The sequence below is a fragment of the Rhodovastum atsumiense genome, assembly GCF_937425535.1.
GTDB classification, from domain to species: domain Bacteria; phylum Pseudomonadota; class Alphaproteobacteria; order Acetobacterales; family Acetobacteraceae; genus Rhodovastum; species Rhodovastum atsumiense.
Genome location: NZ_OW485601.1, coordinates 1243276 through 1267476, shown reverse-complemented (window position 1 = coordinate 1267476; position 24201 = coordinate 1243276). Strand labels below are relative to the sequence as shown.

The 24201-nt window shown below is 69.7% G+C and carries 24 protein-coding genes; 19 read left to right on the top strand and 5 right to left on the bottom strand.

Annotated elements, in window-relative coordinates; all coding sequences use genetic code 11:
- Positions 1 to 65: 65 nt before the first annotated feature.
- The 3 genes from NBY65_RS05590 to eno all read left to right on the top strand — a co-directional run bounded on the left by NBY65_RS05590 (position 66) and on the right by eno (position 4017).
- Complete coding sequence (locus NBY65_RS05590) at positions 66 to 1712, top strand: CTP synthase (protein ID WP_150038448.1); 1647 nt, start codon at positions 66 to 68, stop codon at positions 1710 to 1712.
- Between the two features lie 103 nt (positions 1713 to 1815).
- Complete coding sequence (kdsA, locus tag NBY65_RS05585) at positions 1816 to 2640, top strand: 3-deoxy-8-phosphooctulonate synthase (protein WP_150038450.1); 825 nt, start codon at positions 1816 to 1818, stop codon at positions 2638 to 2640.
- A gap of 99 nt (positions 2641 to 2739) precedes the next feature.
- Positions 2740 to 4017, top strand: a complete 1278-nt coding sequence (gene eno, locus NBY65_RS05580; protein WP_150038452.1) for a phosphopyruvate hydratase — start codon at positions 2740 to 2742, stop codon at positions 4015 to 4017.
- 57 nt (positions 4018 to 4074) lie between these two features.
- On the opposite strand, the gene NBY65_RS05575 is transcribed toward eno, so the two are convergent.
- Together NBY65_RS05575 and NBY65_RS05570 are read right to left on the bottom strand one after the other, a co-directional pair.
- Positions 4075 to 4341: a hypothetical protein gene (locus NBY65_RS05575; protein ID WP_150038454.1), complete on the bottom strand. Its 267-nt coding sequence runs from the start codon at positions 4339 to 4341 to the stop codon at positions 4075 to 4077.
- Between the two features lie 37 nt (positions 4342 to 4378).
- The gene (locus NBY65_RS05570; RefSeq protein ID WP_150038456.1) at positions 4379 to 4615 is read right to left on the bottom strand and encodes a hypothetical protein; all 237 of its coding nucleotides are present in this window, start codon (positions 4613 to 4615) and stop codon (positions 4379 to 4381) included.
- Between the two features lie 141 nt (positions 4616 to 4756).
- Here NBY65_RS05570 and NBY65_RS05565 point away from each other — a divergent pair, with 141 nt between their 5' ends.
- From NBY65_RS05565 to NBY65_RS05510, 12 genes are all read left to right on the top strand, one after another.
- Positions 4757 to 5086: an FtsB family cell division protein gene (locus tag NBY65_RS05565; RefSeq protein ID WP_150038458.1), complete on the top strand. Its 330-nt coding sequence runs from the start codon at positions 4757 to 4759 to the stop codon at positions 5084 to 5086.
- Positions 5087 to 5489: 403 nt separating this feature from the next.
- Entirely contained in the window at positions 5490 to 6497 is a 1008-nt protein-coding gene (gene pdhA, locus NBY65_RS05560; protein WP_150038460.1) for a pyruvate dehydrogenase (acetyl-transferring) E1 component subunit alpha, read from the top strand.
- Between the two features lie 3 nt (positions 6498 to 6500).
- A complete protein-coding gene (locus NBY65_RS05555) occupies positions 6501 to 7859 on the top strand; it encodes a pyruvate dehydrogenase complex E1 component subunit beta (protein WP_150038462.1) in 1359 nt (452 codons plus the stop codon).
- A gap of 27 nt (positions 7860 to 7886) precedes the next feature.
- The gene (locus NBY65_RS05550) at positions 7887 to 9188 is read left to right on the top strand and encodes a pyruvate dehydrogenase complex dihydrolipoamide acetyltransferase (RefSeq protein ID WP_150038464.1); all 1302 of its coding nucleotides are present in this window, start codon (positions 7887 to 7889) and stop codon (positions 9186 to 9188) included.
- Complete coding sequence (locus NBY65_RS05545; RefSeq protein WP_150038466.1) at positions 9185 to 9667, top strand: GNAT family N-acetyltransferase; 483 nt, start codon at positions 9185 to 9187, stop codon at positions 9665 to 9667. The genes NBY65_RS05550 and NBY65_RS05545 overlap by 4 nt, the downstream gene beginning before the upstream one ends.
- 100 nt (positions 9668 to 9767) lie before the next feature.
- A complete protein-coding gene (gene lpdA, locus NBY65_RS05540) occupies positions 9768 to 11165 on the top strand; it encodes a dihydrolipoyl dehydrogenase (protein ID WP_150038468.1) in 1398 nt (465 codons plus the stop codon).
- A gap of 148 nt (positions 11166 to 11313) precedes the next feature.
- Entirely contained in the window at positions 11314 to 12288 is a 975-nt protein-coding gene (gene lipA, locus NBY65_RS05535; protein WP_150038470.1) for a lipoyl synthase, read from the top strand.
- 1 nt (position 12289) lies between these two features.
- Positions 12290 to 12775: a type II toxin-antitoxin system RatA family toxin gene (locus NBY65_RS05530; protein WP_150038472.1), complete on the top strand. Its 486-nt coding sequence runs from the start codon at positions 12290 to 12292 to the stop codon at positions 12773 to 12775.
- Between the two features lie 214 nt (positions 12776 to 12989).
- Positions 12990 to 13220: a hypothetical protein gene (locus tag NBY65_RS05525; protein WP_150038474.1), complete on the top strand. Its 231-nt coding sequence runs from the start codon at positions 12990 to 12992 to the stop codon at positions 13218 to 13220.
- Positions 13221 to 13430: 210 nt separating this feature from the next.
- A complete protein-coding gene (locus tag NBY65_RS05520) occupies positions 13431 to 15665 on the top strand; it encodes a PAS domain-containing protein (RefSeq protein ID WP_150038476.1) in 2235 nt (744 codons plus the stop codon).
- Positions 15662 to 16357: a response regulator transcription factor gene (locus NBY65_RS05515; protein ID WP_150038478.1), complete on the top strand. Its 696-nt coding sequence runs from the start codon at positions 15662 to 15664 to the stop codon at positions 16355 to 16357. The genes NBY65_RS05520 and NBY65_RS05515 overlap by 4 nt, the downstream gene beginning before the upstream one ends.
- Before the next feature lie 110 nt (positions 16358 to 16467).
- Entirely contained in the window at positions 16468 to 16809 is a 342-nt protein-coding gene (locus tag NBY65_RS05510) for a hypothetical protein (protein ID WP_150038480.1), read from the top strand.
- A 29-nt stretch (positions 16810 to 16838) separates the two neighbouring features.
- Here the strand turns inward: NBY65_RS05510 and NBY65_RS05505 are convergent, their stop codons facing one another.
- Both NBY65_RS05505 and NBY65_RS05500 read right to left on the bottom strand, forming a co-directional pair.
- Positions 16839 to 17855 carry a glycosyltransferase gene (locus NBY65_RS05505; RefSeq protein ID WP_150038482.1) on the bottom strand — a complete coding sequence of 339 codons (1017 nt, stop codon included), beginning with the start codon at positions 17853 to 17855 and terminating at the stop codon, positions 16839 to 16841.
- A complete protein-coding gene (locus tag NBY65_RS05500; RefSeq protein ID WP_150038484.1) occupies positions 17852 to 18745 on the bottom strand; it encodes a glycosyltransferase family 9 protein in 894 nt (297 codons plus the stop codon). Before NBY65_RS05500 ends, NBY65_RS05505 begins: the two co-directional genes overlap by 4 nt.
- Before the next feature lie 60 nt (positions 18746 to 18805).
- On the opposite strand from NBY65_RS05500, the gene asnB reads away from it, so the two are divergent.
- Complete coding sequence (gene asnB / locus NBY65_RS05495) at positions 18806 to 20557, top strand: asparagine synthase (glutamine-hydrolyzing) (protein ID WP_150038486.1); 1752 nt, start codon at positions 18806 to 18808, stop codon at positions 20555 to 20557.
- Between the two features lie 52 nt (positions 20558 to 20609).
- Here asnB and NBY65_RS05490 read toward each other — a convergent pair whose 3' ends face one another.
- Complete coding sequence (locus NBY65_RS05490; protein ID WP_162530350.1) at positions 20610 to 21893, bottom strand: O-antigen ligase family protein; 1284 nt, start codon at positions 21891 to 21893, stop codon at positions 20610 to 20612.
- Between the two features lie 128 nt (positions 21894 to 22021).
- On the opposite strand from NBY65_RS05490, the gene NBY65_RS05485 reads away from it, so the two are divergent.
- The 3 genes from NBY65_RS05485 to NBY65_RS05475 all read left to right on the top strand — a co-directional run bounded on the left by NBY65_RS05485 (position 22022) and on the right by NBY65_RS05475 (position 24164).
- Positions 22022 to 22216, top strand: coding sequence for a hypothetical protein (locus NBY65_RS05485; RefSeq protein ID WP_150038490.1), 195 nt, complete (start codon positions 22022 to 22024; stop codon positions 22214 to 22216).
- Between the two features lie 383 nt (positions 22217 to 22599).
- The gene (locus NBY65_RS05480; protein WP_150038492.1) at positions 22600 to 23697 is read left to right on the top strand and encodes a glycosyl hydrolase family 8; all 1098 of its coding nucleotides are present in this window, start codon (positions 22600 to 22602) and stop codon (positions 23695 to 23697) included.
- A complete protein-coding gene (locus NBY65_RS05475; protein WP_150038494.1) occupies positions 23694 to 24164 on the top strand; it encodes a hypothetical protein in 471 nt (156 codons plus the stop codon). The genes NBY65_RS05480 and NBY65_RS05475 overlap by 4 nt, the downstream gene beginning before the upstream one ends.
- The last annotated feature ends 37 nt before the right edge of the window (positions 24165 to 24201 follow it).

Genomic DNA, 24201 nt, shown 5'->3' with positions numbered 1-24201 from the left:
CCATCCAAGCCCAACCGCAACGCGCGGTTTCCGTCGACTCGATGGCACCGGTATACTGACCTCCCATGACCCGGTTCGTCTTCATCACCGGCGGCGTGGTTTCCTCGCTTGGCAAAGGTATCGCATCGGCCGCCCTCGGCGCGCTGCTGCAAGCCCGTGGATACTCCGTTCGCCTGCGCAAACTCGATCCTTATCTCAACGTCGACCCGGGCACGATGAGCCCGCTGCAGCACGGCGAGGTGTTCGTAACCGATGACGGGGCGGAAACCGACCTCGACCTCGGTCATTACGAGCGCTTCACCGGCGTGCACGCCAAGCGGTCGGACAACGCCACCACCGGACGCATCTACTCCGAGGTGATCGCGCGCGAGCGTCGCGGCGATTATCTCGGCGCGACCGTGCAGGTGATTCCGCACATCACCGATGCCATCAAGGAGGCGATCACCCGCGACGCCTTCGACGATGCGGGCAATCCGGTCGATTTCGCCCTGATCGAGATCGGCGGCACCGTCGGTGACATCGAAAGCCTGCCGTTCCTGGAAGCCATCCGCCAGCTCGGCAACGAACTCGGCCCGCAGGGGGTGATGTTCGTGCACCTGACCCTGGTGCCCTACATCCCCTCGGCCGGCGAGTTGAAGACCAAGCCCACCCAGCATTCGGTCAAGGAATTGCTGAACGTGGGCATCCAGGCGAACATGCTGATCTGCCGCTGCGACCGGCCCATCCCGGCGAACGAGCGGCGCAAGATCGCGCTGTTCTGCAACCTTCGTCCCGAAGCGGTGATCGCCGCGCTCGACGTCGACACCATCTACCAGGTGCCGATCAGCTACCATGCCGAGGGCATCGACCGGGAAGTGCTGCGGCATTTCGGCCTGCCCTTCGACACCGAGCCCGATGTCTCGCGCTGGCAGCGCATCGTCGACACCGTCCGTGCGCCGGAAGGCGAGGTGAAGATCGCGGTCGTCGGCAAGTACACGAACCTGCTCGACAGCTACAAATCCCTCGCCGAGGCACTCGCGCATGGCGGCATCGCCAATCGCGTGCGGGTGAAGCTCGACTGGATGGACAGCCAGATCTTCGAGAAGCCCGATGCGGTGGCGCGGCTGGAAGGGGTGCACGGCATCCTGGTTCCCGGCGGCTTCGGCGAGCGCGGCACCGAGGGCAAGATCGAGGCGGTGCGTTTTGCCCGCGAGCACCGCGTGCCGTTCCTGGGCATCTGCTTCGGCATGCAGATGGCGGTGATCGAGTGTGCCCGTCACCTCGCCGGCTTCCCGCACGCTTCCTCCACCGAGTTCGGTCCCTGTGACGAGCCGGTGGTCGGGTTGCTGACCGAATGGGCGCGCGGCAACCAGATCGAGCGCCGCGCCGCCGATACGGACCTGGGCGGCACGATGCGGCTCGGCGCCTATCCCGCCGTGCTCGCGCCGGGTTCGCTGGTAAGCCGCACCTATGGTGACGCCACCGAGATCTTCGAGCGCCATCGTCACCGCTACGAGGTGAACGTGCGCTACCGGGAATACCTCGAGGCGGCGGGCCTGCGTTTCTCCGGTATGTCGCCGGATGCGGTATTGCCGGAGATCGTCGAGTATCCGTCGCATCCCTGGTTCATCGGCGTGCAGTTCCACCCGGAACTGAAATCCAAGCCCTTCGACCCGCACCCGCTGTTCCGAGGCTTCATCGCCGCCGCCGTACGACAGGCAAGGCTCGTCTAAGAAGAATGGGTTCCAAGGGCCTTCGGCCCTTGGTGGAGGTCCAGGAGGCAAAGCCTCCTGGCGGGGGCGGGGCAGCGCCCCGCCAACTCAGCAGGAGTCGCGTATGTCCCGCATTGTCCGCGTCGGTGGCATCGAGATCGGCAATGACCTGCCGTTCGTGCTGATTGCCGGCCCCTGCCAGATCGAAAGCCTCGACCATGCCATGGAGGTGGCTGCCGCGCTGGACGAGATCTGCGGCGGGCTGGGCATTTCCTGGATCTACAAAAGCAGCTTCGACAAGGCGAACCGCACCAGTGCCGCGGCCGCGCGGGGCGTCGGCAGTGCCCGTGGCCTGGACATCCTGGCCCAGGTGCGGGCGCGCTATCGCTGTCCGGTGCTGACGGATGTGCACGAGGCGTCGCAATGCGCGCCGGTGGCCGAGGTGGTGGATGTGCTGCAGATCCCGGCCTTCCTCTGCCGCCAGACCGACCTGTTGATCGCTGCCGGCCGGACCGGGCGGCCGGTCAACGTCAAGAAGGGGCAATTCCTCGCGCCCTGGGACATGGCCAACGTCGCCGCCAAGATCGCGTCCACCGGCAACGAGAACATCCTGCTGTGCGAGCGCGGCACGAGCTTCGGCTACAACACGCTCGTCAGCGATTTCCGTGCCCTGCCGATCATGGCGCGCACCGGCTACCCGGTGGTGTTCGATGCGACGCATTCGGTGCAGCAGCCGGGCGGGCAGGGCACTGCCTCGGGCGGCCAGCGGGAATTCGCGCCGGTGCTCGCGCGGGCTGCGCTGGCGGTCGGGGTGGCGGCGCTGTTCATCGAGACGCACGAGGATCCCGATCATGCGCCGAGCGACGGGCCGAACATGATCCCGTTGCGCGACATGGCGTCGCTGCTTGTCCGGCTGCAGGCATTCGATCGCGTGGCCAAGAGCGGCTGAGCGGGGAACGACGGGCGGCGGCGCACGCGCGAGCGTTGGCAGGCGCCCCGCCCCGGTGCTACCCACCCGGCGCCCGCAACAACGCAGGGACGGAGCACCATGAGCGCCATCGCCGACATCACCGCACGCGAAATCCTCGACTCCCGCGGCAATCCGACCGTGGAGGTTGACGTCCTGCTCGAGAGCGGGGCGAGCGGCCGTGCGGCCGTGCCTTCCGGCGCCTCCACCGGCGCGCACGAAGCCGTGGAACTGCGCGACGGCGACAAGGACCGCTTCGGCGGCAAGGGCGTCCGCCAGGCGGTCGCCAACATCGAAGGCGAGATCATCGAGGCGATCGGCGGCATCGACGCCTCCGAGCAGATCGCCATCGACACCGCGATGATCGAGCTCGACGGCACCCCCAACAAGGCGCGACTCGGGGCGAATGCCATCCTCGCGGTTTCGCTCGCGGTGGCGAAGGCGGCGGCGGCCGAGCTGCAGGTTCCGCTGTATCGCTATGTCGGCGGCGTGTTCGCGCGCACCCTGCCGGTGCCGATGATGAACATCGTCAATGGCGGGCAGCATGCCGACAATCCGATCGACATCCAGGAGTTCATGATCCAGCCGCTGTCGGCCGGGACGGTGGCGGATGCGGTGCGGATGGGCGCCGAGATCTTCGCGGCGCTGAAGAAGCAACTGCACGATGCCGGCCACAACACCAATGTCGGCGACGAGGGCGGGTTCGCCCCCAACCTGAAGTCGGCCGAGGAGGCGCTGGCCTTCATCACCCGTGCCTGCGAGAAGGCCGGCTATCGTCCGGGCGAGGACGTGACCTTCGCGCTGGATTGCGCCTCCACCGAGTTCTTCAAGGACGGCCGTTACGTGCTGGAAGGTGAGGGCCGCAACTTCGACGCCGAGGGCATGGTCCGCTACCTCGCCGATCTGGCGGATCGCTTCCCGATCGCCTCGATCGAGGATGGGTGCGCCGAGGACGACTGGGAAGGGTGGAAGCTGCTGACCGACACGCTCGGCGACCGCCTGCAACTGGTCGGCGACGACCTGTTCGTCACCAATCCGGAGCGGCTTGCCCGCGGCATCGAGGCCGGCACCGCCAACGCGATCCTGGTGAAGGTGAACCAGATCGGCACGCTGACCGAGACGCTGGAGGCGGTGGAGATGGCGCACCGCGCCGGCTATGCCGCGGTGATGAGCCACCGGTCCGGCGAGACCGAGGACTCCACCATCGCCGACCTCGCGGTTGCCACCAATTGCGGCCAGATCAAGACCGGCAGCCTGGCCCGCAGCGACCGCACGGCGAAGTACAACCAGCTGATCCGCATCGAGGAACTGCTGGGCGACGCGGCGCGCTACGCCGGCCGGTCGATCCTGCGCGGCTGACGACCTGCCGCGGCTGCGACGGCCCAGGTCGTCGCAGCCGCGGTATCTGCCCCTGCCTTACCAGCCACGGCCGTAATAGGGCGGTGGCGGCGGGCGATGCCAGTGCCGGGGCGGCCCGTAATACCCGTAATGGGGCGGCGGCCGGTAATAGGGACCATAGTGGGGCCCCCAGTGTGGCGGGGGCGGCGGTGGGCGCCACCCGTAATGCGGCGGCGGCGGCCCGCGCCAGCCTCCCCATTGCGCCTGGGCGGGGCCCGGAGCCACCGCGATCGCCACGGTGGCGAGCACGCCGAGCACGGCGGCGACGATGCGGTGCCGGATCATTGGGATCCTTCCTGCACGAGATGGATGAAACGGTCGGTCAACGCATCGGGTAGGGCGGCCTGGACGGCGGTACCTGGGCGTAGGGGTGGGCCGGCGGACGCCAGTGCTGCGAGCGCCAATGCGGCGGCGGCGGTGGCGGGGGACGGTGCCAGTGATGATGGCGCGGCGGCTCCCGCCACTGGTAGCGCTGGGCCTGGGCGGTGCCGGGAGTGGCCGCGACAGCCAGGACGGCGAGGGCGCCGAGCAGCGCGGCAATGATGGGGCGGGTAACCATTGGGATCCTCTTGCTTCACGGCGCGACCGGCCGCTGATGGGAGTCAACGGTTCGGTTGTGGCAAAACACAGGCAGGATCTTGCCGATTCTGTTGCACGATGCTGTATTGTCCGACCGTCCTCTGCAGCGGGAGCGCGCGGCGTGTTGGTCTTGCGTGAAATCAGGCGACGGGTCCGCGCGGCGGTGCCGCCCTTCGTGTTTCTGGCGATCGCCGGCTATTTCGTCTGGAACGCCACCCAGGGGGATCGCGGGCTGCGCGCCTATGCGCTGCGGCAGGAAGACCTCAAGGCAGCCCTGGCCGATCTCGCCCGCGCCGAATCGGATCTGGCGACCTGGGAGCGGCGGGTGCAGGGATTGCGCTCCAATCGCCTCGACCGCGACGCCCTGGATGAACGGGCGCGGCAGATGCTGAACCTGTCCGATCCGACCGACGTGGTCATGCCGTACGGGCAGGGCAAGCGACTCTTCTGACGTATCGGGCCGCGTCGGCGGGAGCAGTCAGCTGACGTAGGGCGGACGTAGTCCGCCAACGCAAGCCGGCCATCTTTTTGCAGGGTGGGGCGAAGCGTTGCGATGGCGGATGGTGCTGCGCTTATCCGCCCTACGCGTGCTGGCCTGTGTACGGCGGCGCCGCTCGCAACGCTGCTGCGAATGTATGCCTGTGCGCGCAATCTCCTTGCCGATCCCCGGGGGGTGTCCGCAATCCCGGTATCGCTGCGCGGGCGCAAGGCTGCGTCCCTCAAACGGTTAACCATTATTCGGTTAATCGACGTTATTGCATTGCACAAAAAGGATATTCCAGAGGTCGTCCGCTTGCCGGATCGTGATCGGGTCGCTAGGTGTCGCTGGCAGCGAACCGGCGGGGGAAAAAGCCATGGCGCAGGCAGCCGAGGCGAAGAAGCGCGGCAAGGGACGCGGCGGATTTTCGAAGGAGGAGCTGTTGCGGGCCTACCGCGACATGCTGCTGATCCGCCGCTTTGAGGAGAAGGCCGGCCAGCTCTATGGCATGGGCCTGATCGGTGGCTTCTGCCATCTCTATATCGGCCAGGAAGCCGTGGTGGTCGGGTTGCAGATGGCGCTCAAGCCAGGCGACCAGGTCATCACCTCCTATCGCGATCACGGCCACATGCTGGCGACCGGCATGGAAGCGCGCGGGGTGATGGCGGAGCTGACCGGGCGATCGGGCGGCTATTCCCGCGGCAAGGGCGGGTCGATGCACATGTTCAGCAAGGAGAAGGCGTTCTTCGGCGGGCACGGCATCGTCGGCGCGCAGGTCTCGATCGGCACCGGTCTCGCTTTCTCCAATTGGTACCGTGGCAACGACAATGTCTGCCTGACCTATTTCGGCGAAGGCGCCTCCAACCAGGGCCAGGTCTATGAGAGCTTCAATCTCGCGGCGCTGATGAAGCTGCCGGTGATCTTCGTCATCGAGAACAACAAGTACGGAATGGGCACCAGCGTCGAGCGGGCCTCCGCCTCGCGAGATCTCTCGAAGAACGGCTCGCCCTGGGGCATTCCCGGCGCGCAGGTCGACGGGATGGATGTCGAGGCGGTGCACGAGGCCGGCCTCGCCGCGGTCGCGCATTGCCGCACCGGCAAGGGCCCGTTCCTGCTGGAGATGAAGACCTACCGTTATCGCGGCCATTCCATGTCCGACCCGGCGAAGTACCGCACCCGCGAGGAAGTGCAGAAGATGCGCAGCGAGCGCGACTGCATTGAAGGCGCGCGCACGAAGCTGCTCGGGCTGGGCGTGGAGGAGACGGAGATCAAGGCCATCGACGAGGAGGTGAAGCGGATCGTGCAGGACTCGGCCGATTTCGCCCAGTCGAGTCCGGAGCCCGATCCGAAGGAGCTGTGGACCGACGTGTTGGTGGAGGGCTGAGCGATGTCGACGCAGATCCTGATGCCGGCGCTGTCGCCGACCATGACCGAAGGCAAGCTGGCGCGCTGGCTCAAGAAGGTCGGCGACGAGGTGCGGGCGGGCGACGTGATCGCCGAGATCGAGACCGACAAGGCCACCATGGAAGTCGAGGCGGTCGACGAGGGCAAGATCGCCCGCATCCTGGTGGACGAAGGCACCGAGGGGGTGGCGGTGAACACCCCGATTGCGGTGCTCGGCGCCGATGGCGAGGACGCCGCCGCCGCCGCTCCGCCGCCGCCGCGGCAGGAGACACCGGCCGCGCCGCCGCCGGCCGCACGCGCCGAGGCGGCACCGCAGCATCCGCCGGCGAGCGCCGTGGCGCCCGCGCCGGAGAAGGACTGGGGTCCGACGCAATCGATCACCGTGCGCGAGGCGTTGCGCGACGCCATGGCGGCCGAGCTGCGCGCCGATGAGCGCGTCTTCCTGATGGGCGAGGAGGTCGCCCAGTACCAGGGCGCCTACAAGATCAGCCAGGGCCTGCTCGACGAGTTCGGCCCCCGGCGCGTCATCGACACGCCGATCACCGAGCACGGCTTCACCGGCCTGGCCGTGGGCGCCGCGATGAACGGGCTGCGGCCGATCGTCGAGTTCATGACCTTCAACTTCGCCATGCAGGCGATCGACCAGATCATCAACTCGGCGGCCAAGACGCTGTACATGTCGGGCGGGCAGATGGGCTGCCCGATCGTCTTCCGTGGCCCCAACGGCGCGGCCAGCCGCGTCGGCGCGCAGCACAGCCAGTGCTATGCAAGCTGGTACGCGCACTGCCCCGGCCTGAAGGTGGTGGCGCCGTGGTCGGCGGCGGATGCGAAGGGGCTGCTGCGCGCGGCCATTCGCGATCCGAATCCGGTGATCTTCCTGGAAAACGAGATCCTCTACGGCCAGCATTTCGACTGCCCGACCGATCCGGATTTCGTGCTGCCGATCGGCCGCGCCAAGGTCGAGCGCACGGGCAGCGACGTCACCCTGGTCGCCTTCTCCATCATGGTGGGGGTGGCCATGCAGGCGGCGGAAGCACTGGCCGAACAGGGCATCTCGGCCGAGGTGATCAACCTGCGCTCGCTGCGTCCGCTCGACATCGACACGGTGGCGGCGAGCGTGAAGAAGACCAGCCGCATCGTCACGGTCGAGGAAGGCTGGCCCTTCGCGGGGATCGGCGCGGAGGTGAACATGCAGGTGATCGAGCACTGCTTCGACTGGCTGGACGCGCCGCCCGCGCGCGTGGCCGGGGCGGACGTGCCGCTGCCTTATGCCGCCAATCTCGAGAAACTCGCGCTGCCGCAACCCGGATGGGTGGTGGATGCCGTGAAGAAGATGTTCTGATCGGGCGCGAGAAGGAGAGGGACCCGGATGGCCACCAATATCCTGATGCCGGCACTCAGCCCGACCATGACCGAGGGCACGCTGGCGCGCTGGCTGAAGAAGGAAGGCGACAGCATCAAGGCCGGCGACGTCATCGCCGAGATCGAGACCGACAAGGCCACCATGGAGGTCGAGGCGGTCGACGAGGGCGTGCTCGGCCGGATCCTGGTTGGTGACGGCACTGCCGGGGTCAAGGTGAACGATCCCATCGCCGTCCTGGTCGAGGCCGGCGAGGAGGTGCCCGCCGCCGGCGCGGCGCCGGCGAAACCTTCCGCACCCAGTCCGGATGTGGCGAAGCCCGAGGCGACGACGCCGGCTTCCGTGGCCGCGCCCGTGCCGGCGCCGCAGCGCAACGGCCATGATGCGAACCAGCGGGTGTTCGCCTCGCCGCTGGCGCGGCGGATGGCGAAGCAGGCAGGGATCGACCTGTCGCGCCTGACGGGCTCGGGCCCGAACGGACGCATCGTCCGCGCCGACATCGAGGCCGCGAGCAAGGGCGGTGTGCCGGCAGCCGCACCGCAGGCCGCGCCCGCCACTGCGGCGGTGCCTGAAGCGGCACCGGCCGCGAAGCCGGCGGCGCCGGTCCTCACCGCGCCGCACCGGCTGGTGCCGCACAGCACCATGCGCAAGGTCATCGCCCGGCGGCTGACCGAGGCCAAGCAGACCGTCCCGCATTTCTACGTTTCCATGGACATCACCCTCGATGCGTTGCTGAAGCTGCGCGCCGAGCTGAATGCCAAAAGCGCCAAGGACGGGCCTGCCGCCTTCAAGCTGTCGGTGAACGACCTGCTGATCAAGGCGGCGGCGATCACGCTGCGCCGCATCCCGCGGGTGAACGCCGCCTGGACCGATGACGGCGTCGCGCTGTTCGACGATGTCGACATCTCGGTGGCGGTGTCGATCCCGGACGGGCTGATCACGCCGATCATCCGCCGCGCCGACCAGAAGGGGCTCGCCGCCATCAGCACCGAGATGAAGGATCTCGGCGCACGGGCGAAGGCCGGCAAGTTGAAGCCCGAGGAGTTCCAGGGCGGCGGCTTCTCGATCTCCAACATGGGGATGTACGGCGTCAGCGAATTCGCTGCCATCATCAACCCGCCGCAGGCCGCGATCCTGGCGGTTGCCGCGGGCGAGCAGCGGCCGGTGGTGCGCGACGGGCAGCTTGCCATCGCCACCGTCATGACCTGCACGCTCAGCGTCGATCACCGGGTGGTGGATGGCGCGCTCGGGGCGGAGTGGCTGGCGGAGTTCCGGCGCGTGGTCGAGGATCCGCTGAGCCTGATGCTGTGAGCGATACGATCGTCCTGCGCGCGGCGGTGCCCGGCGACGAGGCACTGGTCGCGCGCTTCGTCCGGGATCTCGCCGAGTATGAGCACCTCACCCACGAGGTGCTCGGCACCGAGGCGGATTACCGGCGGGCGCTGTTCGGCACGCCGCAGCGACTCTGGGCGTTGTTCGCCTGTCGTGGCGACGAACCGGTCGGCTTCGCGCTGTGGTTCTACACCTTCTCCACCTTCGCCGGGCGGCCCAGCCTCTATGTCGAGGATGTGTTCGTGCGGCCGGAGCAGCGCGGTCGGGGCATCGGCCGGATGATCTTCCGCCATCTGGCCGGGCTGGCGCTGCAGGAAGGCTGCGCGCGCATGGAATGGACGGTGCTGGACTGGAACGCGCCGGCCATCGGCTTCTATCGCGCGATCGGCGCCCGTCCGCGGGATGAGTGGACGATCCAGCGCCTGGACGGCGAGGCGTTGCGGGCCTTCGCGCAGTAGCGCCAGGCCCGCCTGATTTCATCGGAGGCGCCGGGGCGCGCCGGACCTCCCCTCCGGCGGAGGGGAAACAGGCCCTCCGCGGAGGGCGACAGGGGGACCAATGGCCGAGCAATCCTTCGATCTGGTCGTGGTGGGCGGCGGGCCCGGCGGGTACGTGGCGGCCATCCGCGCGGCCCAGCTCGGCATGAAGACCGCCTGCGTCGAGCGCGCGCATCTGGGCGGCATCTGCCTGAACTGGGGCTGCATCCCCACCAAGGCGCTGCTGCGCTCCTCCGAGATCAATCACCTGCTGCACCATCTCGATGAGTTCGGCTTCGCCGCCGACAATGTCCGCTTCGACCTCGCCGCGGTGGTGAAGCGCTCGCGGGGGGTGGCGAAGCAGCTCTCCTCCGGCGTCGCGCACCTGCTGAAGAAGAACAAGGTCACCGTCATCGACGGCCAGGGCCGGCTGGCCGGCAAGGGCACGCTGGCGGTGGAGAAGGACGGCAAGCCGGTCGCCACGCTGAAGGCGCCGCATATCGTGCTCGCCACCGGGGCGCGGGCCCGCCAGCTTCCCGGGCTGGAGGCCGACGGCAAGCTGATCTGGACCTACAAGGAAGCGATGGTGCCCACCGCCCTGCCGAAATCCCTGCTGGTGGTCGGCTCGGGCGCGATCGGCATCGAGTTCGCGAGCTTCTATCGCAACCTGGGCAGCGAGGTGACGGTGGTGGAAGTGCTCGACCGCATCCTGCCGGTCGAGGACGCCGAGATCTCTGCCTTCGCCCGCAAGGCGTTCGAGAAGCAGGGAATGAAGATCCTGACCTCGGCCAGCGTGAAGGCGGCGAAGAAGCAGGCCGACAGCGTGACCGTCACCATCGAGGCGGGCGGCAAGACCAGCGAGATCACCGTGGACCGGGTGATCTCGGCGGTCGGCATCGTCGGCAACGTGGAGAATCTGGGCCTTGAGGGCACCGGGGTGGTGGTGGACCGCACCCATGTCGTGATCGACGCCTATTGCCGCACCGGCGAGCCGGGCGTCTATGCGATCGGCGACCTCGCCGGCCCGCCCTGGCTTGCCCACAAGGCCAGCCACGAGGGCGTGGTCTGCGTCGAGGCGATCGCCGGCCTTGATCCGCATCCGCTCGACGCGGCCAATATTCCCGGCTGCACCTATTGCCGGCCGCAGGTCGCTTCGGTCGGGCTGACCGAGGCCCGCGCCCGCGAGGCCGGCCGCGAGGTGCGGGTAGGAAAATTTCCCTTCATCGGCAACGGCAAGGCCATTGCCATGGGCGAGCCGGACGGCCTGGTGAAGACCGTGTTCGATGCGAAAACCGGCGAGCTGCTGGGCGCGCACATGGTCGGGGCCGAGGTCACGGAAATGATCCAGGGCTATGCCATCGCCCGCACGCTGGAGACGACCGAGGCCGACCTGATGCACACCGTGTTCCCGCATCCGACGGTCAGCGAGACCATGCACGAGGCGGTGCTTGACGCGTACGGCCGCGCCATCCACTTCTAGTGCTGTGGCCGCGGCGGAAACTGCCGTCGCGGTCCCGCACGAGTTCCAGGTCCGGCGTTCCGATCGACCCGGTGGGCGGGCGCACCCGCCGCGGTCGGGTGCCGGGGCCGGACGGATCGCCCGCGACGCCGACACCAAGGACCTTCGCATGCCCACCCGCCTCGTGATCGACCACAGTGCCGGCACTCCCGCCCTGCGCCACCCCGAGAAGGCCCATCGGCCGGACAACCCGATCCAGCGCAAGCCCGCCTGGATCCGGGTGAAGGCGCCGACCCATCCGGTCTACAATGAGACGCGCGACCTGATGCGCGGCAACCGGCTGCACACGGTCTGCGAGGAGGCGGCCTGCCCGAACATCGGCGAGTGCTGGAGCCAGCGCCACGCCACCATGATGATCATGGGGGACACCTGTACCCGCGCCTGCAGCTTCTGCAACGTGCGCACCGGCCAGCCCGGCCCGCTCGATGCCGGGGAGCCGCAGCGCGTGGCCGATGCGGTGGCCCGGCTCGGGCTGCGGCATGTGGTGATCACCTCGGTCGATCGTGACGACCTCGAGGATGGCGGGGCGGCGCATTTCGCCGCGGTGATCCGCGCCGTCCGCGCCGCCGCCCCGGACACCACCATCGAGGTGCTGACCCCCGACTTCCTGCGCAAGCCCGGCGCGGTCGAGGTGGTGGTCGAGGCTCGCCCCGACGTGTTCAATCACAACCTGGAGACGGTGCCGCGGCTTTATCCTTCGATCCGGCCCGGCGCCCGTTACTTCCAGTCGCTGCGCCTGCTCGACACGGTGAAGCGGCTGGATCCGACCATCTTCACCAAGTCCGGCCTGATGGTCGGGCTGGGGGAGGGGAAGGCCGAGATCCTGCAGGTGATGGACGACCTGCGCGTCGCGGACGTGGACTTCCTGACGCTGGGGCAGTATCTGCAACCGACAGTGAAACATGCTGCCGTGGCCGAGTTCGTGACCCCCGACGCTTTCGCCGAGTATGCAAGCCTGGCCCGGGCAAAGGGCTTCCTGCTGGTGTCGGCGACGCCGCTGACCCGCAGTTCCTATCATGCCGATGCCGATTTCGCGGCGTTGCGGGCCGCGCGCGAGGCGAAGTCAGGCCGGACCGCGGCCTGACATGCCGACGCACGCGGAATCCCGGATCATCCCGTATCGGCAGGAACAGCTTTATGACCTGGTGGCGGATGTCGAACGCTACCCGCAGTTCCTGCCATGGTGTGTGGGCGCCCGTCTGCGGGTGAACACCGCGACTGAGCAGCTCGCCGACATGACCATCGGCTTCGGCCCGTTTCGCGAGAGCTTCACCAGTCGCAACGCCTTGAAACGGCCTGATTTCATTTGTGTCCGATACGAACGCGGACCGTTCCATTATCTCAACAACAAATGGACCTTCGCGCCGGATCCGCGCGGCTGCAGGGTCGATTTCTGGGTGGATTTCGAGTTCCGCAGCCGCATCCTGCAGGCCGCCATCGGCGTGGTTTTCACCGAGGCGACGCGGCGGATGGTGAACGCCTTCCTCAAGCGGGCCCGGGACGTCTACGGCCCGCCGGTCTCCGGTTCCCCCGCCGTTCCCACGACGACGCCGAAACCATCCCGCGCCTGACCCGTCCGGCCACGCCGCCGGTTTTCGCGTCGACAGCCAGGGTCAGGGCAAGGGCCGGAGACGCCCCGGTTTCGCCCTCGCGGCCCGGGTCATCGCCCTGCCGCGTAATTCGCGTTCACGCATCTGTTCCCGCCACGCCCCTGCCAGCGCCGCAGATCTGCCGCAAGCTCCGGCCAAAGTGGTTTCCGGACACTCACCAGCAGGAGCTCCCGGCATGCATCGTCGCACGCCCCCCGATGATGTCCGACGCATCCTTGCCGAACTGACCGAGGTTCCACCCGAGGCCACCGCCGCCGAGCGACAGGAGGCGCTGCAATGGTGCCTGCGGACCCTGATCCTGCCGCCCGAGAGCCGGGCGGCGCTGGAAGCGCGGCTCGCCGCCCTGCGCGCCCCGCCCCAGGAGGCCGGTGCCCTGCAACGCGGGCCGGAGGCACGCCGCCGGTGAGGCCGGCGCCGCCGCGCCAGCCAGGGGCGAGTACATTAGCGTGGCCATGGCCGAGGGTGGTTCCCTCGTCCGTCCACGCATGAGATAATCCCCTTAGGACCATTTGCTGTCCTGGAGAACGTCATTCTCGGCTCGGCCCCCCCCTGGCGTCCGCTGGACATGACCGGTCGATCCATGGGTGGGTCGGCCAGCGCTCGCGTACATATCAGCGTGAGCCTGCGGAGCTGCCTGCTTGGCCTGGCGCTTGCCATCCTCCTGCCCGCCGCCCTGATCAGCTTCGTCGATCTGGCCGACGACGTCGCAATGCAGCGGGCCGAACAGGAACGTGGCCTCGAAGCCGCCGCAAGGGGAGTGGCGCTGACCATCGACCGTGACATTGCCGGTCTGGCGCTGGCGCTGGCGGCGCTGGGGCCCGGTCCCGATCTGGAGGGGCCCGATCGCCAGGCCGCCTATCGTGCGCGGGCCGCCGATCTGGCGCGTTCGATCGATGCCCGCCTGGTGTTGCGGGGGCCCAACGGCACCGCGCGGGTGCAGGCCCGCCCGGCGAGTGCGCCGGCCGAGGCGCCGCTCTGCACCGCCGCCGATGCCGCACCGGGCGGGACGGGCGGGACGGGCGACATGCCGGCCTCGCTGCGGGCCGGGCTGGTCAACGTGACGGCACGGAATGCCGTGCAGTCCGCCGCCGCGCTGGCCGTCCCGGTGCTGCGCGACGGCAGCATCGTCGGCGTGATCGATACCCTGCTGACCGAACCCCGGCTGCTGCAGATGATCGAGCGCCAGGGCCTGGCGGCGGATGTCGCGGTCGATGTGCTCGATGCGGCCGGAACTGTGGCGGCGCGTCGCCCGGTCGCGGATGGGCCGGACCTGGGACACCCGCTGGGGCTGCTGGCCGCCGCCAATGGCCGTGTCACCGGCCATGCGGAGGGGGCCGCCGCGGACGGCACCCCCATGGTGCATGCCTTCGCGCGCATCGCCGTCGCCCCGGACTGGCTCGTAGTGGTCAGCCAGAAGCTGCCGGACACCCGCGTCATCTGGTCGCAGCCGCTGCTGCACCACGCCGGCGCCTTCGCGCTGGTCGCGGCCTTCGCCGTCTGCCTGGCGCTCTGGCTGGCGGCGCGGCTGGTGCAGCCGATCACCCTGCTCGGCACCCGGGCCCAGGCGATCACCGCCGGCATCGATCCGCCGGCCGCGACGCGGCCGTTTCTCGTGGCCGAGCTCGAGGCCCTGCGCGCGGCCCAGCTCCGCGCCGAATCGATGCTGCGCCGCCGCCAGGAAACCGAGCGGATCGCCCTGCGGGAGGCCCGCACCGGCGCCGAGCTGCTCGCCTCGGTGGTCAACGGGACGGCGGATATCATTCATGTGACCGATCGCACCGGCCGCTACGTGCTGGTCAACCGCGCCGGCCTCGCCGCACACGGCATGGGCGAGGACGAGTGGCGGGTGCTCGGGCGGCATCCCGCCGAGCTGTTCCCCGCCGAGCTGGCCGCGCAGATGGAACAGGCGGATCGCGAGGTGCTGGCCACGGCCACCCCGGTGACCATCGAGGCACCGTGGACGCCCGCCGATGGCGGGCAGCGCAGTTTCTCGATCACCAAATCGCCCTGGCGCGGTCCGCGCGGCGAGGTGAGCGGCGTCGTTTCGGTGATGCGCGACGTGGCCGACCAGCGTGCCGCCGAGGCGCGGTTGCGCGCTGCCCAGGCCGAATTGCTGCGGGTCACCCGGCTCTCGGCGATGGGGGCGATGGCCAGCGGGCTCGCGCACGAGCTGAACCAGCCGCTGGCCGCGGCCAGCAACTTCATGGCGGCGATCCGGCGGATGCTCGCGCATGGCACGCCCTCGGCCGAGCTGCAGGAGACGGTGCCGGCGGCGCTGGGCGAGGCCGGCACCCAGGTGCAGCGCGCCGGCGAGATCGTCCGGCGCCTGCGCGAGTTCGTCAGCCGGGGCGAGGCGGAACTGCGGCTGGTCGAGCTGGGCGAACTGCTCGGCGAGGCCGAGGACCTGGTGCATGCCAGCGCCATTCTCGGCCCCATCCGGCTGGTGGTGCACCGGCCCGATGGCCCGCTCTGGGCCATGGCCGACCGCACCCAGATCCAGCAGGTCCTGCTCAATCTCGTCCGCAACGCCGCCGAGGCGATCCGGGGACAGCCGGAGGCCGGGGGCGGTGACAAGGCCGGGGGAAGCATCGTGCTTTCCGCCGCCACCGCGGCGCAGGGTGAGGTCGAGATCGCTGTCGTCGACAATGGCCCCGGCCTGCCGGTGGAAGTGCGCGCCCGCCTGTTCGAACCCTTCGTCAGCACCAAGCCCGATGGCATGGGCATTGGACTGGCGATCTGCAGCACCATCATCGAGGGCCATGGCGGCCGCCTCTGCGCAGAGACCGGGCCGGACGGCACCGTGTTCCGCATCGTGCTGCCGCCCGCCCGTCAGCCTGGAGCAATCGGATGAGCAGATCACAAGGAGAATCGGGGGGGGCTCCGGCCGGCGCCGACACCGTGGCGGGTGACGCCGGCAAGCCCGCCTATGTGGTGCACGTGGTGGACGACGACGAGGCAGTGCGGCGCTCGCTCGCCCTGCTGCTCACCTCGTTCGGCTATGTCAGCACGACCTACGCTTCGGCCGAGGCGCTGCTGGCCGCGGCCGACCGACTCGCGCCGGGCTGCCTGATCGTGGATGTGCGCATGCCCGGCATGGACGGGCTGGCCTTGCAGGCCGAGCTCGCCGCGCGTGGCGTGCCGCATCCGGTGATCGTGGTGACCGGCCATGCCGACGTGCCGCTGGCGGTGCGCGCCATGAAGGCCGGGGCGGTCGACCTGATCGAGAAACCCTATTCGGGGGAGGACATCATGCGGGCGGTGCGCGCGGCGCTCACCCGCATGGAGGACGTGCGCCAGCAGCAATCGACCGCCGAGGCCGCCTCTGCCCGGATCGCGGCGCTGACCCCGCGCGAACACGACGTCCTGCTGCTGCTGGTCGAGGGGCGGCCCAACAAGGCGATCGCACACGAACTGGGGATCAGTCCACGCACCGTGGAGATCCATCGCGCCAACGTCATGGAAAAGCTGGCCTGCCACAGCCTCGCCGAAGTGGTTCGCATCGCGCTGGCTGCAGGTATCGTCCCGAAAGTTCCCCTTGGGTGATAACTTCCGCGTGAAGATACAAATGTTTGCCTTTGCCGCCCCCGGCACGCGTGCAACAGTTTGGAACTATCAACCATAAGGCGTTGTGCCTGTGGCCGAGGGACCAGACCGTGCTTCAGGATGTGCAATTCCCGCCGGTGACGGCTGACGCGGCTGCGGTGGCACCGGCAGCGGCCGGTTCGCCGGAGGCGGCGGGAAGCGAGATGCTGGCGATGACGGTGCTGGCGGCCCTGACCGAGATGGCGCTGCGCAGCCGTCACGGCCAGGCCGATGTGGAGGCGGCGTTGCGCCGTGCCCGGATTACCAGTGAACCGGCCCGCGTCGCCGCGGCGATTGATCTGCTGCAGCAACGCGGGATGGTGTCGAAGATCATCGAACTCAGTGACGGTGGCGTCCTGCTGACGGTGACCGGCCTGGCCTTGCAGCGCACGCGGTTGCGGCACCGCGGCTGATCACGGCGACGTCCGGCGGGCTCGCGGTATCAGTTTCCGACCTCCGCCAGGAAGCGCTGCCAACGTGCGACCACCGGGGTGAGCGCGAACTCCGCCTCGAAACGCGCCCGTCCGGTTTGCGCCAGGGCCGCGCGCCGGGCCGGGCTTTCCAGCAGGGCGCCGATCGCCTCGGCCAGGGCCAGCGGGTCCTCGCTGCCGACCAGCAGCCCGTCCTCGCCATCGCGCACCAGTTCGGCCGGGCCCGCCGCCGCGGCGGCCACCAGCGGGCAGCCGGCCGACCAGGCCTCGATCACCATGTTGCCGAGCGGCTCGATGCGGCTCGAGCAGACGAACAGGTCGGCGGCCTTGAGCAATGCCCCGGCATCGTGGCGCCAGCCCAGGAAGCGCACGCGCTGGGCCACGCCCTCGCGCCGGGCCAGGGTCTGCAGCGCCCGCAGTTCCGGCCCCTCGCCGGCGATGGCCAGCACCGCGCCGGGCACATGCGGCAGCGCCCGGATGGCGACGTCGAATCCCTTGTCGGTGTGCAGCCGCCCGAGCCCGAGCAGCAGCGGCCGCCCGGACGGGAGGTCCGCGGCCGGGGGTGTCGCGGCGAAATCGGTGACGAAATTCGGCAGGTAATGGGTGCGCGCCTCGGTCCAGCCCTGGCGGCGCAGCCAGGCCACGATGCCGCGGGTGTTGCCGACCAGGTGATCGCAGCGCCGGTAGTAGCGCAGATCGTAATACCCCCCCAGCCGTCCCACCGACACCCAGTCGCCGCGCGGCGTGTGCAGGTTGGCGCGGTTCATCCAGCTCACCACCACGCGCGGGGCGAAGCCGCGCAGGGCGCGGCCGAGGCGCAGCCGGGTCAGCAGATCCAGCGGGGTGCCGAAAGGGAATTGCGCCGGCTCCAGCCCGCCCGCGCGCAGCCGGGCCGCCCGGACGGTGTCGGTGCGGATGACCGGCAGCACCTGATCGCCGGCGGCATGCAGGGCGAGGCACAGCCGCTCGAAGAACAGCTCGGCGCCGCCGTTGCGGGCGCCGGCCATGACGTGGGCCACGCGGGTCATGCCGGGACCGCCGTGGCGATCAGGCTTTGCGCCGCCGTCAGCGCGGCGGCAACGGACAGGTCTTGCATGGCGGGACCTTGCGCGCGTGCGATCGCGGTATGGCGGCCGGCGGGGCTGTATTCCTCGGCCGGGGTGGGGCCGAACAGGCCGAGTGTCGGGGTCCCCGCGGCCGCGGCCAGGTGCATCAGGCCGGAATCGTTGCCCACGAACAGCCCGCTTCCGGTCAGCACCGCGGCCGCTTCCGGCAAGGACAGGCGGCCGCACAGGTCGACCGCGTCGGGCAGGGCGGCCAGCACCGGCGCCGCCAGCGCGCGTTCCTGCTCGCCCGGCCCGGCCAGGATCACCGGGCGGGCACCGCGCAGCGGGCCGTCGGCACTGAGCGCGCGATGCAGCGCCACGAAACGGTCCGCCGGCCAGACCTTGCCGGTCCAGTTGGCGGTCGGGCCCAGCGCGACCAGCGGTCCCGGCGGCAGCAGGGCGGCGGCGCGGGCCCGGTCCTCGGGGGCGGTCCAGGTGACCGGCAAGGGCGGCGGGTCGAGCCCCAGGATCGCGCCAAGCTGCGCGATCTTGTGCCCGGGCGAGCGCCGCATCACCGCGCGCCGGCGGGTCGGCACCATCCAGGACAGGCCGGAGCCACGGATGTCCACCACCAGGTCCCAGACCCGGCTGGCGGCATGGGCCCAGAGCGGCAGCCAGTGCCGGCCCCAGGGTCGTTTCTCCATCACGATCAGGCGTTCGAGCCTGGGCATGCGGATGAACACGCCCTCGGCCACCGGACCGCAGGCGACGGTGAAGCGGGCCTCCGGGCAGGTCCGCAGCAGGTGATCGAGCAGTCCGGTCGAGAGTACCGCGTCGCCGATCCGGTTGGACGTCACGAACAGGATTCGCATGAATGCCGGCGATAGCACGTTGCTGGCGCGCGTGCGCGGGGCGTTGTAAGCCCCGTTGCCATGTGCGGAATCGCGGGCGTGATGACGCGGGATGGGGCCGGGCCCGATTCCGTGCTGCTGGACCGGCTGGAACAGGCCCTGGCCCATCGTGGCCCGGACGGGCGCGGGCGGTTGCTGCGCGACGGGGTGGCCTTGTTGCACAACCGGCTCGCCATCATCGACCTGCAGACCGGCGACCAGCCCTTGTTCGCGCCCGGCGGGGCGGCGCTGGTGGCCAACGGGGAAATCTACAACAACATCGAATTGCGGGCGGCCATGGCCGGCACGCCGTTCCGCACCCGGTCCGACTGCGAGCCGGCCGTGTTCCTCTACGAGCGCGATGGCATCGGCTTCGCCGAGGCGCTGCGCGGCATGTACGCGATCGCCATCCACGATCCGCGCCGGCGGCGGCTGGTGCTGGCGCGCGATCCGTTCGGCATCAAGCCGTTATATTACCTGCAGACCTCGTTGCTGTTCGCCTTCGCCTCGGAGCCGCAGGCGCTGTGCGCGGCGGGACTGGTGCCGGCCACGGTCGATCCGCTGCGCCGGGCCGAGCTGCTGCAGCTCAAGTTCACCACCGGTGCCGACACCATCTTTCCGGGGGTGCGGCGGGTGCTGCCGGGCGAGACGCTGGTGATCGAGGGCGGGGAGGTGGTGGAACGCCGCCGGCGCGCCGCGCTGCCCGATGGCCCCCCGGTCGCGATCGGCCGCGGCGCCGCCCTCGCGGAGCTGGAGCGGGTGTTGCTGGACAGCACCGCGGTGCATCTGCGCTCGGACGTGCCGTATGGGCTGTTCCTGTCCGGCGGGATCGATTCCTCGGCGTTGCTGGCGCTGATGACGCGCGCCGCGGGGACGCGCATCCGCGTCCTGACCTGTGGCTGGGAGGGGGGGGGCGCGGTCGACGAAAGCCGCGAGGCCGAGCGGCTGGCGACCGCGATGGGCGCCGAATGCCATCGGCTGGAAATGAGCCGGCGCGACTTCACGGCCTTCGCGCCGCGGATCGCGGCGGCGATCGATGATCCGACGGCGGATGCGGCGGTGTTGCCGACCTGGATGCTCGGGCGGGCGGCGCGGGCGGATGGGTTGAAGGTGACGCTGTGCGGAGAGGGCGCGGACGAGTTGTTCGGCGGCTATTCCCGCTATCGCAAGCGGCGGGCGCCGCTGCGCTGGCTGACCCGGCCGCCGCGTACGAAGGGCCTGTTCGGCGAGGCGCGGGAACTGGCCGGCTGGCGGGAAGGGCTGGTGGAGGCGGAAGCGGCCGCCGGGACGGGGGACCGGTCGCCGCTGCAGGTGACGCAGGCGATCGACATTGCGGAATGGCTGCCCAACGACCTGCTGGGCAAGCTGGATCGTTGCCTGATGGTGCATGGGGTGGAAGGCCGCACGCCGTTCCTGGATCCGGTGGTGGCCGGCTTCGCTTTCCGGTTGCCCGATTCCCGGAAGGGGGGCCTGCGCTTCGGCAAGGTGCTGCTGCGCGCCTGGCTGGCCCGCGCCTTCCCCGAAGCGGGGGCCTGGGCGCGCAAGAAGGGATTCAAGCCGCCGGTCGGTGCGTGGATGGCGGCTGATGCGGCGATGCTGGGTGAACTGGTGGCGGCGCAGCCGGGGATCGCCGAAGTGGTGCCAGCGGAACGGGTGCGGGCCGCGTTCGCTTCGGCTGAGGCTGCGCCGCAGCCGGCCTGGAGTCTGTTGTTCTATGCGCTCTGGCACAGCCGCCACGTGCTCGGCATTGATCCCGGCGGTGATATCGGTGAGGTACTGTCGGCTGCTCGTTAGGCTTTGCCGCGCAGCGCGAATGGGATCCAAGGGCCTTGTGGCCCTTGGCGGGTCAAGGGCGGAGCCCTTGCCTTTTTTCTGATGCTTTCCCGGCGGCCCGTGCCTCGGCGAGTCCCAGCCCCAGCATGACGTACATGAACCCCATCAGTTCGGTCGCATAGAAGCTGCTGGTCGAGGCGATCGGCCACAGTTCCAGCAGCACGCCCACGAACAGGCCGACGCGCAACGGCGCCGGATCGGGGCCGAGGCGGCGCAGCATCCCGATCAACCAGGCCGTCACCAGTGCGCAGAACAGCGCCAGCCCCGGCAGCCCCGCATCAGTCACCATCTGCAGGTAATGATTATGCGGATGGATGTTGCAGGGAGCGGTGCCGCCGCCGTCCGCGGCATTCTGTGTCGCCGCCGACCATCCTTTCCAGGTCCGTGGATCCGGGCAGGCGTTGCGGAACCCGTCGAAGCCCTGTCCGAACAGCGGGTGCTGGCTGGCGATGACGACGGCGCGTGCGGCGATCAGGCCGTACTCGCTGTCGGGAAAGGTCTGCATCTGGTACGAGAATTTCGTCACCAGCCGGTACCAGGTCGGTGGCGAGATCACCGCGGTGGCGCCGAGCAGTGCGGTGCCGGCGACCAGGCAGACCAGCACCACCGGCCTCAGCCGCCGCAGCAGCAGCCCGGAGACCAGTAGGCCGAGCAGGGTCAGCATCAGCGGCATGCGCTGCCCGATCAGCACGATGGTGCCGACCCCCGCGACGGCCAGTGCTCCGCCGGCGATGGCCCGGCCGCGCCCTTCTCCGAGCAGGCGCATGACCGGTGGCAGGATCGCCGGGAACAGCAGGCGCGAGAGCGGTGCGCCGGCGCGCGGCTTCTGGAACGGGCCGGACAGCGAGCCGTCGGCATAGCGTGGCCAGCCCCAGAGATTCCGTCCCGCCACGAACTGCAGCAGGGCGTTGGCGGCGATGTAGAGCGCCGCCGCGCTCAGCACGCCCTGCAGCCAGCGCCGTGGCGCCGGCTCGACCAGCAGCCACTGTTCCAGCGCCGCCACCAGCAGCAGGAAGCGCACGGCCGCGAGGGCCTGGGCAAAACTGTGCCAGCCGCCGATGCCGAGTCCCGGCAGCGAGCAGATCACCAGCCAGAGCCACCAGATGGCGCCGATCGGCACCCAGCCGCGTCGCAGCCAGCCCCAGTCCCGCTGCCGGGCGCAGTGGCCGAGGAAGGCGAGGTCGAGCAAGGCGATGCCGATCTCGGCGCCGGCCCTGGCGTGCATGAACAGCAGCGGCAGCAGCAGCAGGATGGCCAGTGCGGCCCGCGCGAGGGCGCGTTCGCTGGAAAAGGGCATCCGGGCTCCACCGAAAGTTGCCGGAAGGGGCATATCCGGGCCGGGCGGGAGAGGCAAATCGGCCGGCAACCATTACCGCCACGCCCGCGTTTTGGTAAGAATTGCCTTGTTCGGAAGGGAGTCTCGTCATGGAAACGCCCGTTTCGTCACATGATCCGATCCAGACCGCCCGGTCACTGCTGGATCGCTACGGCCTGCGGGCCTCGGCGTTTGCGCAGGAGCGGGCCGCGGAGGCGCAGGCCGCCGGACAGGCCGCACAATACGACCACTGGTGCAGTGTCGCCGCCGCCGTCGCCGAGCTGGGACGGACCAAGCCGCACTAAGCAACAGCGACGTCGTCGCCGCGCTGAAACGGACCGGTCCCCAGGCGGGGGCCGGTCCGTATTTTGTTGCATTCCCCTCTGGCCTGCACTGCGGTGGGTGCATGGGTGGAAAGTGCCACGGCCGTCCAGGCAGGGCTGAAGCCGTTCCGGAAGGCGCAGAAGTCGCGCGGTAAATCTCGTGTATAAGTTGAAAAACCTATCTTCATTCCCGTGTGTTCATTGCAGAAATCACGCATTAGTTGCTTATCTTCGTGGGATCATGGTAGTCTTTGGCATCATAAATATGTGAATTTGCGTAAATTTGTGCTGTGCGTCGCTTCGTGGCGGGGAAGTGGGGCGGCCTGCTGCGGAATGACGTCCGCTTCTGAAATGGCTGGTGAGGCATGCAGCAAACCGAGGTTCTTCCTGACACCCGTCGTGTCCCTGGCCCGGGGCGGCGCAGGGTCCTGACGCGGGCCGTCGCGTCGCTGGTGGCGCCGGTCATCCTGCCGTGCCGGTCGCAGGCGGCGGAGGCAGACGACCTGGCGGAATGGAACCGGTTCCGATCCCGTTTCCTCAGCCGGGACGGACGCATCCTGGATACCGGCAACGACGGCGTCTCGCATTCCGAGGGCCAGGGCTGGGGATTGTTCCTGGCGGCCACCCTGGGGGACCGGGGGGCCTTCGATCGCATTCTCGGCTGGACCACCCGGGCGTTGCGCCGGCGGGATGACGCCCTGCATGCCTGGCGTTATGTGCCGCAGGCCGATGTGAAGGTGGCCGATCCGAACAACGCCACCGATGGCGACCTGTTCATCGCCGCCGCCCTGGCACGGGCGGCCCGGCGCTGGGGCAATCCGGCGCATGCCGAGGCGGCCACGGCGATCGCGCGCGACGTACTGCGGCTGCTGGTCTCTGAGGTGGATGGGCGCAGCGTGCTGCTGCCCGGCCTGAGCGGCTTCGAGACCCCGGCATCGGTTGTGGTGAATCCATCCTATTACGCATTCCCGGCCCTGGCCGAGCTGGCCTTGCTGGTGCCTTCGCCGCGCTGGGCGCAACTGCGCCGGGATGCGGTGGCATTGCTGCAGGCCGGGCGGTTCGGCCGTTGGCGGCTGCCGCCGGACTGGCTGCAGGTGCCGCGCACGGCGGAGACTGGGCTGGTCCCGGCGCCGGGATGGCCGGCACGGTTTTCCTTCGATGCGATCCGGGTGCCGCTCTATCTCGCCTGGGGGGGCGTGGAGGCGCCGGAGTTGATGGCGTCCTTCGGCGCCTACTGGTCGTCGTTCCCGGCCGGGGCCCCGGCCTGGATCGACCTGACCAATGATGCGACTGCCCCGTACGGCGCCAATCCCGGCATGGCGGCGATCGCGCAACTGGTCATGACCACCGATCGCACGCCCGATGGCGCGGCCGCTCTGCCGCGGATCGCCGCGACGCAGGACTATTACGGTGCAGCCCTGGTGATGCTCTCCCGCATCGCCTGGCGGGAGAGTGCGACGTGACGGGCGCGCGGGACGCAGATATCGGGCGGGCGCTGTCATCGATCGACGCGCCGGCGATGCCGTACCGAAGCTTTGCCCACAACCGGGTGCGCCTGGAGCCACAGGCGGTGCCAGCCGATCCAGACCCTTCGCTGCGGTTTCCATTGCTGAGGGAAGCATTACCGGAATTCAGGCTGACGACGCCCCTCCCGCAGGGCGAGGCGGACGTCGTGGCGGCCGCCCCGGCGCCGGCCGCATCCGTATCGGCGCCGGCGACCCAGGGCACCGCTTCCCCCCCGGCTGTCGCCGCGCCGCCACCGGCCGCTTCCCCGGTGCCCACGCCGTCGCCTCCGCCCTCGCCCGCAACCGGGCCCGCCGCCGCCACGGGAACCCTGACGCCGCTGGATCACGTGTTCCGCGTGTTGCGCGGCCAGGCCGCGCCGGCCACGGCGGAAGCCGGGCTGCACGACCTGTTCCGACGCCTTTAGGATCCGATGCGGTCCGATCCCACCCTGGCCGTCGCGG

What these genes read in the sequence shown, in the direction of transcription:
- NBY65_RS05590 (WP_150038448.1), top strand. Translation starts at nt 66, where the DNA reads ATGACCCGGTTCGTCTTCATCACCGGCGGCGTGGTTTCCTCGCTTGGC.
- kdsA (WP_150038450.1), top strand. Translation starts at nt 1,816, where the DNA reads ATGTCCCGCATTGTCCGCGTCGGTGGCATCGAGATCGGCAATGACCTG.
- eno (WP_150038452.1), top strand. Translation starts at nt 2,740, where the DNA reads ATGAGCGCCATCGCCGACATCACCGCACGCGAAATCCTCGACTCCCGC.
- NBY65_RS05575 (WP_150038454.1), bottom strand. Translation starts at nt 4,341, where the DNA reads ATGATCCGGCACCGCATCGTCGCCGCCGTGCTCGGCGTGCTCGCCACC.
- NBY65_RS05570 (WP_150038456.1), bottom strand. Translation starts at nt 4,615, where the DNA reads ATGGTTACCCGCCCCATCATTGCCGCGCTGCTCGGCGCCCTCGCCGTC.
- pdhA (WP_150038460.1), top strand. Translation starts at nt 5,490, where the DNA reads ATGGCGCAGGCAGCCGAGGCGAAGAAGCGCGGCAAGGGACGCGGCGGA.
- NBY65_RS05555 (WP_150038462.1), top strand. Translation starts at nt 6,501, where the DNA reads ATGTCGACGCAGATCCTGATGCCGGCGCTGTCGCCGACCATGACCGAA.
- NBY65_RS05550 (WP_150038464.1), top strand. Translation starts at nt 7,887, where the DNA reads ATGGCCACCAATATCCTGATGCCGGCACTCAGCCCGACCATGACCGAG.
- lpdA (WP_150038468.1), top strand. Translation starts at nt 9,768, where the DNA reads ATGGCCGAGCAATCCTTCGATCTGGTCGTGGTGGGCGGCGGGCCCGGC.
- lipA (WP_150038470.1), top strand. Translation starts at nt 11,314, where the DNA reads ATGCCCACCCGCCTCGTGATCGACCACAGTGCCGGCACTCCCGCCCTG.
- NBY65_RS05530 (WP_150038472.1), top strand. Translation starts at nt 12,290, where the DNA reads ATGCCGACGCACGCGGAATCCCGGATCATCCCGTATCGGCAGGAACAG.
- NBY65_RS05525 (WP_150038474.1), top strand. Translation starts at nt 12,990, where the DNA reads ATGCATCGTCGCACGCCCCCCGATGATGTCCGACGCATCCTTGCCGAA.
- NBY65_RS05515 (WP_150038478.1), top strand. Translation starts at nt 15,662, where the DNA reads ATGAGCAGATCACAAGGAGAATCGGGGGGGGCTCCGGCCGGCGCCGAC.
- NBY65_RS05505 (WP_150038482.1), bottom strand. Translation starts at nt 17,855, where the DNA reads ATGACCCGCGTGGCCCACGTCATGGCCGGCGCCCGCAACGGCGGCGCC.
- NBY65_RS05500 (WP_150038484.1), bottom strand. Translation starts at nt 18,745, where the DNA reads ATGCGAATCCTGTTCGTGACGTCCAACCGGATCGGCGACGCGGTACTC.
- asnB (WP_150038486.1), top strand. Translation starts at nt 18,806, where the DNA reads ATGTGCGGAATCGCGGGCGTGATGACGCGGGATGGGGCCGGGCCCGAT.
- NBY65_RS05490 (WP_162530350.1), bottom strand. Translation starts at nt 21,893, where the DNA reads ATGCCCTTTTCCAGCGAACGCGCCCTCGCGCGGGCCGCACTGGCCATC.
- NBY65_RS05485 (WP_150038490.1), top strand. Translation starts at nt 22,022, where the DNA reads ATGGAAACGCCCGTTTCGTCACATGATCCGATCCAGACCGCCCGGTCA.
- NBY65_RS05480 (WP_150038492.1), top strand. Translation starts at nt 22,600, where the DNA reads ATGCAGCAAACCGAGGTTCTTCCTGACACCCGTCGTGTCCCTGGCCCG.